Here is a 10,000-nt window from a genome sequence, read left to right on the forward strand (position 1 = left end):
AGTTATAACCTTTGTAGCAACCCACCAAACCAATCGCAAATCCAAAAAAGAAGGTTTTGATGGTAGCCGGCATAATATCGCTGTACTCTAAAATATTAAAAACCTGATTGAAATATAAGGTAAACGACACATTTCCTTTGATGTTTTCCACTAAAAACGAACCGTAAATTGCAATGAAATCGCCTACGATTACTAGTAACGGCAACATCAAGGTAGTCGCTAAAATTCTAGTAATGACTAAATATTTGAAGGGGTTGGTTCCCGAAACTTCCATAGCATCAATTTGTTCTGTTACTTTCATGGAACCTAATTCGGCACCAATACCTGAACCAATTCTTCCAGCGCAAATTAAAGCGGTGATGATGGGGCCAATTTCACGAATAATGGAAACACTCACCATTGACGCCATCCATGAAACAGCACCGAATTCCTGCAACGTTGGGCGAGATTGCAAGGTAAAAACCAACCCAATGATAAAACCCGTAACGCTTACCAACAATAAAGAGCGATTTCCAATATAAAAACACTGGCGTAAGAGTTCTTTGAATTCGTAAGGAGGTTTCCAAAATTCTTTGAAAAAACGCCCTGCAAAGTAGGAGAGTTCGCCCACTTCGATGAGGAAGTTTTGTAAAGCTTCAGTAAGATTGTCGAAATATTTTTTCATGAAGCATCTTAATTACAATCAAATATAGTGATTTTTAGTCAGATAAAACATGATATTTGTAAGAGTTGTAGTAAAAAATCCGACTTGTGAAGGAGTCGGGTTTTAAAACAATAACTTTAATTTAGTTTTTTAATTTGTTTATCAAAATCAGAAATTATTTTTTGAGTTTTATTAAACACTTCATATTCTTGAATGGCTTTTTTATCCGCTTGAAGTTTGGAAATAGTTCCTTTTCCTTCTAAAATTTTATAATCATTAAAGTTTAAAAATCTATTGACACTTTCGGCTAATTGTTCCATAGTGAATGTGTTTTCCCGTTCGATTAAGCCTTCAATATAATCGAAATAGGAAGTAACCGTTCGTTCTAATTGTTTGATTTCTTTTTCATCTAAGTAGTTTTTTGCTATGATAACATCTTGCTTTAAAATTCTACCATCAGGAGCATTTTTCCAAGTTGTTAAACCCATATTTTCAGCAGTTTTATCTGCATTTTTGTGAATGATTTCGGCAGCTGTATTTCCAGTTATGGCAAAATGAAACTTATTCTGAATCATAGCATAAAAGTTCTTTGTGATTTCGGAATTTCTGTCATAATCTAAACAACATTCGGCAAAAATATCAGTCACTTGTTGATATATACGACGCTCACTTGCTCGAATAGAACGAATACGTTGTAATAATTCTTTAAAATAATCTTTTCTAAAAACTGCTTGCCCTTGTTTTAGACGATTATCATCTAAAACAAAACCTTTAATAATGTATTCTTTTAATGCTTGTGTTGCCCAAATACGAAATTGAGTTGCTTTAGCTGAATTTACTCTATAACCAACTGAAATAATGGCATCGAGATTGTAATACTCTAAATCTCTATTTACTTTTCGATTGCCTTCTGTTTGAAGTGTTCGGATTTTCCGAACAGTTGAAGTTTCTTCTAATTCGTGAGTAGTATAAATATTTGTTAAATGCTCGCTAACAGTTGATTTTACTACACCAAAAAGCTCAGCAATTGCTTTTTGAGTTAACCAAACCGACTCATCTTGCAACAAAACATCAACACGAATTTCACCAGTAGGAGCGGTGTATAACAAGAATTTTTTTAAATTTTCCTCCATTTATATACTATTAGAAATACATTTTTAGAAACTTTGAAAAAAGCATCATTAGTACAATCAAATATACTGAATTATTTATCACTTGACAACTTAGATTTGTAAGAGTTGTAGTAAAAAATCCGACTTGTGGTGGAGTCGGATTTTTGTTTGTTTTGTAGGTAAGGATTGTGAATCCGCTATCGGTTTTTTTTTATTTGTGTTATCTTGGTTAAAATTATTGTATTGAAATCCATGTAGAATTATTTGTTGGTACGGAACAACTATCACCACCCTCGTTTTCATCAAACTTCCAGTCATCAGTATTTATTTTAGGATTATCATATAAATAAAAAAACTTATCAGTTTTAAAACTATATGCAAGTAATAAATTATATACATGACCACATCCAGGACATTCATCTCCTTCAATTATTTCATAAAATGGTAAGGTAAAGTATTTATCACCATTAATTGTAGTGGTATGATAAACTTGTCCACGGTTTCCTTGTCTTTCAAATTTTGTGTTTTTTTCTTTTTCCAACTTAACAATTGCAGATTCTGTTAATTTAGATAAACTATCTTCATTAAATTCTATATAATTATAATCTCCATTTTGATTTTTTTGAAGTCTAAAAATAATATTCTCCATATTCATCATTCCATAAACAATACGATTGACTAAAATTAAATCATCAGATAATTCTCCGAATGAATATTGTGAGTAACCAAATCCATAATCACCATATTCAGACAGTAAATTATAATGAGATTCTTCAAAAACTTTTTTAGAATTTGATTTTTTTATTAAAGCAAATAATTTATTTTGAAATTCTTTAAAAAATTTATCTTTTTGGATGGTATAATCTTCATTGATATATTTTGTTATTAAATTTTTTAAAGCTTCTTTGTTTAAGTTTGGGTCATTCTTTATTGACTCTTCAAAATTTACGGTAACATAATATTGTTTTAAAAAATTTAAGACACCTTTATTAGTTAATGTATCTTTATTTTTAAAAATTTCATCAGAAGTTAGTAGATTCTCTGAATTAATATTTTTCAAGTTGTTATCATTCTTACAAGAAATAATTAAATTACTCAAAATAAAACTCATTAAAAGGATTTTTTTCATAAAAAAAAGAATTATTTTACTACTTACTTTCAGTATTTTAAGTCGCTGTTTCGGTTTTTCCGACTTTTTTAATATTTCTAAATTTTAAATTAAATGTAATATTTATTTTCAAATATAATTAATTTTTCCTACAAACCCTTTCCAAGTTATCAACAAAAAAATCCGACCTGCTTTCACAAATCGGATTTTTCTATATACTTTGTACTTTTATCTTTGTTCTAAAGACTACAAGTGAATCACTTCACCGTAAGCATCAGCAACCGCTTCCATAACTGCTTCACTCATAGTAGGGTGAGGGTGAACTGCTTTCAAGATTTCGTGTCCTGTAGTTTCTAATTTACGCGCTACAACTGCTTCTGCAATCATATCGGTAACGCCGGCACCAATCATGTGGCAACCTAACCATTCACCGTATTTAGCATCAAAAATTACTTTTACAAATCCGTCAGGCGTTCCAGCAGCTTTAGCTTTTCCTGAAGCTGAGAATGGGAATTTACCTACTTTAATTTCGTATCCTTTTTCTTTCGCTTGTTTTTCAGTCATACCCACAGAAGCAATTTCTGGAGTAGCATACGTACAACCTGGAATGTTCCCATAGTCTAACGCTTCTACGTGTAAACCTGCAATTTTTTCCACACATAAAATACCTTCAGCCGAAGCAACGTGTGCTAAAGCTTGTCCTGGCGTTACATCACCAATTGCGTAGTAACCTGGAACGTTAGTTTGGTAATATGCGTTAACTAAGATTTTATCTCTATCAGTAGCAATACCTGTTTCTTCTAATCCGATGTTTTCAATGTTGGTTTTAATTCCAACTGCTGATAATAGGATATCGGCTTCTAAAACTTCTTCTCCTTTTGCTGTTTTTACGAATGCTTTAACTCCGTTTCCAGAAGTATCAATTCTTTCTACAGAAGAATTTGTCATTACGTTGATTCCTGCTTTTTTCAACGAACGCTCAAATTGTTTTGAGATGTCTTCGTCTTCCACTGGAACTACGTTTGGCATGAATTCAACAATCGTAACTTCAGTTCCCATTGCGTTATAGAAATGAGCAAACTCAACTCCAATCGCACCAGAACCTACAACAATCATTTTCTTTGGTTGCTCAGGTAATGTCATCGCTTGACGGTATCCGATTACTTTTTTACCATCTTGAGGTAAGTTAGGTAATTCGCGAGAACGCGCTCCTGTTGCAATGATGATATGATCCGCTGAATATTCAGTAACTTTTCCGTCAGCAGCTGTTACGTCTACTTTTTTACCTGGTTTTACTTTTCCAAAACCATCAATAACGTCAATTTTGTTTTTCTTCATTAAGAATTGAACTCCTTTGCTCATTCCTTCTGCTACATCACGAGAACGTTTTACAACAGCATTGAAGTCTTTATCAAATTCCTTAACAGTTAATCCGTAATCTGAAGCATGTTTTAGGTAATCAAAAACTTGAGCCGATTTTAATAATGCTTTCGTTGGAATACAACCCCAATTCAAACAAATTCCCCCCAAATTTTCTTTTTCGATAACGGCTACTTTGAAGCCTAATTGTGATGCTCTAATAGCAGTTACATAACCACCAGGACCACTTCCTAAAACTATGATATCGTATTTCATTTTTTATAAAGTATTTCAGTTTTATTTATAAGTTGCGAATTTAAGGAATTATTTTAAAAGTTTAAACGCAAAGTTCGCAAAGTTTTACGCAAAGAAACGCAGAGGAAATCTTAACCACAAAGCACACAAAGAAAGCACAAGGAGCACAAAAAAATCAGCGATTATCCGTTCAATCTGTGTTATCCGCGTTCTAAAACTGAACACTAATCACTGAATACTGAACACTACACTATTCAACCTCCACAGCAAACTGCGAATCGTACAATTTCTTATAATAACCCTTTGGCTTATTAACCAATTCGCTATGTTTTCCGAATTCAACAATTTGACCTTTATCCATTACGATGATTTTACTCGCGTTGATAACGGTTGCTAATCGGTGAGCGATTACGATAGAAGTTCTGTCTTTTGTAATAGTTTCGGTGGCTTTTTGAATCAATTCTTCTGAATGTGTATCGATTGACGAAGTCGCTTCATCCAAAATCAAAATACTTGGATTACTTACGTAGGCTCTCAAAAAGGCAATCAATTGGCGTTGACCAGAAGATAACATCACTCCGCGTTCTTTTACATTGTAATCGTAGCCTTCAGGTAAAGACATAATGAAATCGTGCACGCCAATTTTTTTAGCCGCTGTGATAACGTCTTCTCTTGTAATGGCTTCGTTATGCAGCGTAATGTTGTGATAAATCGTATCAGCAAACAAGAAAACATCTTGCAACACAATAGCAATTTGCTTGCGAAGACTTTCTAAGGTATATTCGTTAATATTTCGGTTATCAATCGTAATTTCACCCGAATTAATTTCGTAAAAACGATTTAATAAATTGATGATAGTCGATTTTCCAGCTCCCGTACTTCCTACAATAGCAATGGTTTCACCAGGTTGAACTTCTAAACTGATGCCTTTTAAAACTTCTTCGTTTTTAATATAACTAAAACGAACGTCTTTCAATTGAATCAACCCTTTAAAATGCGTTGCTTCGACTGTTCCGTTATCTTGAACATCATCATCTTTTTCTAAAATTTCAAAAACTCTATCCGCAGCGATAATTCCCATCTGCATCACGTTGAATTTATCCGCAATTTGACGCAATGGATTGAATAACATGTTGATTAACATGGTATAAGCGAATAAATCTCCTACGGTAGTTAATGTGTCACCATTTATAATGGAAATTCCGGCGTAATATACAATTGCTCCTAAAGTCAATGAAGAAACGATATCAGCAATAGGGAAGAAGATGGAGTTGTACAAAATATTTTTCAACCAAGCTACGTTGTGTTTCTGGTTGATTTCTTTGAACTTTTCTAATTCAATTGCTTCTCTGTTAAACAATTGTACGATTTTCATTCCTGTTAATCGCTCTTGTACAAAGGTGTTTAGGTTGGCTACTTCGTTTCGAACTTCGTTAAAAGCGACTTTCATTTTCTTTTGGAAAACATCGGTAGCATAAATTAAAACTGGCATTGCGGCTAATACGATTAACGATAATTTCCAGTTCATGAAGAACATAATTCCCAAAATCACAATCATTTTAAGCACGTCACTCACAATCATAAACAAACCTTGACTGAAAATACTAGCAATCGATTCGATATCGGAAACCGAACGTGTCACCAATTTTCCAACAGGTTCATTATCAAAATACTTCATTTTAAACGAAGTAATATGATGGAATAATTTTTCGCGAATGTCTTTAATAATGTCTTGTCCGAGCCAATTTGCCCAATAGGTAAAGTAAAACTGCGCTAATACTTCTAATAAAAGTACCACCGCCATAATGATTACATATAAAAGTAATCCGTGTTTGTCTTCAGGTTTGATGTATTCGTCAACCGTTTGTTTTAATAAATAAGGTCGCGCTGCAGCGAAAATAGAAAGTAAGATAGCCCAAACGATTACCCAATTGAACCTTTTTTGGTAAGGCTTCGCATAGTGCAATACTTTTTTTAGTGAATTGGATTTGATGAGCTTCATTTAATTATTTTGTTGTTACTGTTTTGTATTTAAAAATAGAAATTGTAAACAAAAAATAGAATCAATAAAAACATCATTGAGAATATTAATAACGCGTTAGTCAATTTATTACTCATTTTGATGTTTAAAACGGTAACTATGGATGCAATTATTAAAAAAATTAGCAGTATTAAGTTGGAAAATAGTCCAACATAAATAGTTTCCCATTTTTTATCGAGTATTTTTATTTTGTTTACATTTTCAGATAAAATAGATTTTACAATTATTATTTTTTGTCCTTTGTTATATTCTTTTTCAGGAAATTTTTCAATTCTGTATCTTTCACCATTATTTAATTCTAAAATAGATTTAGTATCCATTGTAGGTTTTCTTGAACCCCCTGTTGTATTTGTAAAACTGTAAATTGACGATAATTCTTCAGTTTTACTCTCTTTACTAGGAAGAACATGATCAAGAATCAAAAAGCTTATCAGTATTAAATTTAAAGTAACAATCCGATCTATTATTTTTTTCTCCAAATTTGAATCTTATTTTATTTTAAGTTTCTTTTCTTTTTGTTCTATTTTCTAAAATCTATTTTCTGTCTTCAATATACGGATACCTAACATTCACCAAATACAATCCGTGTGCTGGAACTGAAAATCCAGCTTTTCCTCTGTTTTTACTTTCGATAATCGTTCTTAAATCAGCAACTTCTATTTTGCCTAAACCGATGTTTACCATAGTTCCCACAATCGCTCTTACCATATTGCGCAAAAATCTATCGGCGGTGATGGTAAAGATAAGCTGATTTCCCGATTGTTTCCAATGCGCTTCCGAAATTTTACAATTAAACGTATTCACATCGGTATGTACTTTCGAAAAACACTCAAAATCAATGTATTCGAATAAAATTTTGCACGCTTCATTCATTTTGTCCAAATCCAAATGATGCGAATGATACCAACTTCCATCGGTAATAAACGCATCTTTAAACGTGTGCATGTAATATTCGTAAGTTCTCGAAGTAGCATCAAAACGCGCATGAGCCTCATCAGCCACTTTAAAAATACGATACACTACAATCGACGGCGGTAAAAACGAATTCAATTTGTGTGACCAATAGTCGGAATCCAATTCCAATTCGGTTTCAAAATGCGCATACATTTGTTTGGCATGCACGCCCGAATCGGTTCTTCCGGCACCTACAATGGCGATAGTTTCTCTGAAAAGGGTAGAAAGCGCTTTTTCCAAAGTTTCCTGTACCGAAGCGGCGTCAGGCTGACTCTGAAATCCGTGGAAGTTTTTTCCGTTGTAGGCAAATTCTATGAAATATCTCAAAATTGGGTGTTCGGTTTTCTTAAATAGCTTGCAAATTTACAAAATTCAAAAGTAAAGTTCCTTTCAAATTGTGATAATAAAAACTTAATTTTGTCTTATGAAGAAAATTCTTTTGTTATCCGATACGCACAGTCACATTGATGACGCCATTTTAAAATACGTCAACCAAGCCGATGAAGTATGGCACGCTGGTGATATTGGCGATTTAGCAGTTACCGATTCGATTAAAAAATTAAAGCCACTTCGAGGAGTTTATGGCAATATAGACGATGACAAAGCCAGAATGGAATTTCCTTTAAACAATCGATTTTTCTGTGAAGGTGTTGATGTTTGGATTACGCATATTGGCGGTTATCCGGATAAATATAATCAATCAATTCGAGCAGAAATTACAAAAAATCCTCCGAAATTATTCATTTGCGGTCATTCTCACATATTAAAAGTACAATTTGATAAGAAGTTGAATTTATTACACATGAATCCAGGAGCTTGTGGAAAATATGGGTTTCATCAAGTACGAACCATGTTGCGTTTTGAAATCGACGGTGATAAAATCCAGAGTTTGGAGGTGATTGAGCTTGGTAAAAAGTAGTTTAAAACTTCAATATTCGTTATTCAACATTCGTTGTACATCTGTTTAAAACAAAAAAATCCGAAACTTTCGCTTCGGATTTTTTCTTCGCACTAATAAACTAAGATGATAGGTTTATCGTAATCGATCAACAGATTTTACGAGCTCTTCGTCCTTTTTTATTGCCTTGTTGGCCAAGACTAATAAAACGATAGAAATTGCAGGAAGAAACATCCCAATACCCTTCTCAGAAACCATGGTTTCTCCGGATAAGTTTAGCGAGCGATACACAAAAAATCCTAGTAAAATAAAGTTAAATATCATGTTCAATCTGTTTAACACAAATTGATGTTGTCTCTTTTTAAAATTGATAATACTAAAAACCGCTAATAAAGCTGAAACCACGAAAAAAATGATATATAATAAAGAAGAAGTAAAAAACACTTCTTTTTTATCGGTTGTTGTCCATAAAGAAAATACAAATGGCAGAGCGCCCATCGCAATAGCGCTGATAGCCATATAAACCGTTTGAATTCTTTGTATCATTTTGAGTTGATTTGTAGAGCAAAAATAGTATTTCTTTTCAATTAAAACTATTGTTATATTCAAATTTATTCGTATTATTGCATTGTATTAGTCGTAAGTACTTCATTCTGCGACACCTTACACCTCAAAAAAAAATCTATCATTTTTTTGTTTTAACCCTATCAACAATTTTATTCAACTTATATCCATGTTTGATATTGAAGTATTAAAGGAGATGAAACTCTCTGATTTGCAAGAGATTGCAAAAGTGGCTAAAATTAATAAGTACCGTTCTCTTAAAAAAGATGACTTGGTATACCAAATTTTAGACTTACAAGCAGCTAAGCCAGAAGTAATTAAATCTGAATTACCTAAAGAAGTAGCCACAGACCAACCTAAAGAAAAAAGAGCGCGAATTGCTCCTAAAAAAGAAGTTAGCCAAGCGCCAAAAATAAAAAAAGATTTATTCTCAAAACCTTTAAAAGATTTACCAGAAGATATTATTCCTCAAGTAACTGATAAAGATGAAGAAATCAAAGTAAGTGAGTCAAAAGTAGTTTCACCTAAACCAAATGGCAAACTACCTCGTAAAGATTTTAAAAATAAAAAACCTTTACCAAACAAAGAAGCTACTAACGAAGAGGTAGCTAAAGCTGAAAAACCAATTAAAGAAGTGACTACTACAGAAACTTCTCAGAATGATAAAAATTTGTCGAGAAATCCAAATCACAAGGCAAATCAAAATAACCCCAACCATCCTGATTACAAAAAAAGTAATCCTACTGAAGGAAATACAGGGAACACTCCGAATAACAACAAAAATCCACATCAAAATAAAAAACAAAATTTCAGAGAACCTGATTATGAGTTCGACGGAATTATTGAAAGTGAAGGCGTTTTAGAAATGATGCCTGATGGTTACGGATTTTTACGTTCTTCGGATTACAATTATTTAGCGTCTCCAGATGATATTTATTTATCAACGTCTCAAATTCGTTTGTTCGGATTAAAAACAGGAGATACGGTAAAAGGAGTAGTGCGCCCTCCGAAAGAGGGAGAAAAGTATTTTCCATTAGTAAAAGTATTAAAAATTAACGGTCACGAT

10 protein-coding genes are annotated in these 10,000 nt (G+C 32.8%); 2 read left to right on the forward strand and 8 right to left on the reverse strand.

All coding sequences use genetic code 11. The features are described from left to right. The 7 genes from LDL23_RS05295 to truA all read right to left on the reverse strand — a co-directional run. The coding region (locus LDL23_RS05295; protein WP_291264778.1) for an ABC transporter permease at positions 1-664 on the reverse strand (664 nt) is incomplete at its 3' end. Between the two features lie 116 nt (positions 665-780). Then, on the reverse strand, positions 781-1,776 hold the full coding sequence (locus LDL23_RS05300; RefSeq protein ID WP_291264779.1) for a virulence RhuM family protein: 996 nt from the start codon (positions 1,774-1,776) through the stop codon (positions 781-783). A gap of 214 nt (positions 1,777-1,990) precedes the next feature. Beyond that, on the reverse strand, positions 1,991-2,884 hold the full coding sequence (locus LDL23_RS05305) for a hypothetical protein (protein ID WP_291264780.1): 894 nt from the start codon (positions 2,882-2,884) through the stop codon (positions 1,991-1,993). 225 nt (positions 2,885-3,109) lie between these two features. Then, positions 3,110-4,498, reverse strand: a complete 1,389-nt coding sequence (gene lpdA / locus LDL23_RS05310) for a dihydrolipoyl dehydrogenase (RefSeq protein ID WP_291264781.1) — start codon at positions 4,496-4,498, stop codon at positions 3,110-3,112. Positions 4,499-4,727: 229 nt separating this feature from the next. Next, positions 4,728-6,479, reverse strand: coding sequence for an ABC transporter ATP-binding protein (locus LDL23_RS05315; protein WP_291264782.1), 1,752 nt, complete (start codon positions 6,477-6,479; stop codon positions 4,728-4,730). Positions 6,480-6,508: 29 nt separating this feature from the next. Then, positions 6,509-6,997, reverse strand: coding sequence for a hypothetical protein (locus LDL23_RS05320; RefSeq protein WP_291264783.1), 489 nt, complete (start codon positions 6,995-6,997; stop codon positions 6,509-6,511). Positions 6,998-7,052: 55 nt separating this feature from the next. Next, positions 7,053-7,799 (reverse strand): tRNA pseudouridine(38-40) synthase TruA, encoded by a 747-nt coding sequence (gene truA / locus LDL23_RS05325; protein WP_291264784.1) that lies wholly within the window; start codon positions 7,797-7,799, stop codon positions 7,053-7,055. A 97-nt stretch (positions 7,800-7,896) separates the two neighbouring features. Between truA and LDL23_RS05330 the strand changes: the two genes are divergently transcribed. After that, positions 7,897-8,391, forward strand: coding sequence for a metallophosphoesterase family protein (locus LDL23_RS05330; protein ID WP_291264785.1), 495 nt, complete (start codon positions 7,897-7,899; stop codon positions 8,389-8,391). A gap of 114 nt (positions 8,392-8,505) precedes the next feature. Here the strand turns inward: LDL23_RS05330 and LDL23_RS05335 are convergent, their stop codons facing one another. After that, positions 8,506-8,916 (reverse strand): DUF4293 domain-containing protein, encoded by a 411-nt coding sequence (locus LDL23_RS05335; RefSeq protein ID WP_026724970.1) that lies wholly within the window; start codon positions 8,914-8,916, stop codon positions 8,506-8,508. 187 nt (positions 8,917-9,103) lie between these two features. Here LDL23_RS05335 and LDL23_RS05340 point away from each other — a divergent pair. Then, on the forward strand, positions 9,104-10,000 hold an 897-nt coding region (locus LDL23_RS05340; RefSeq protein WP_291264786.1), incomplete at its 3' end, for a Rho termination factor N-terminal domain-containing protein.

Origin of the sequence: Flavobacterium sp. (genome assembly GCF_020217025.1) — a bacterium.
Lineage (GTDB): Bacteria > Bacteroidota > Bacteroidia > Flavobacteriales > Flavobacteriaceae > Flavobacterium.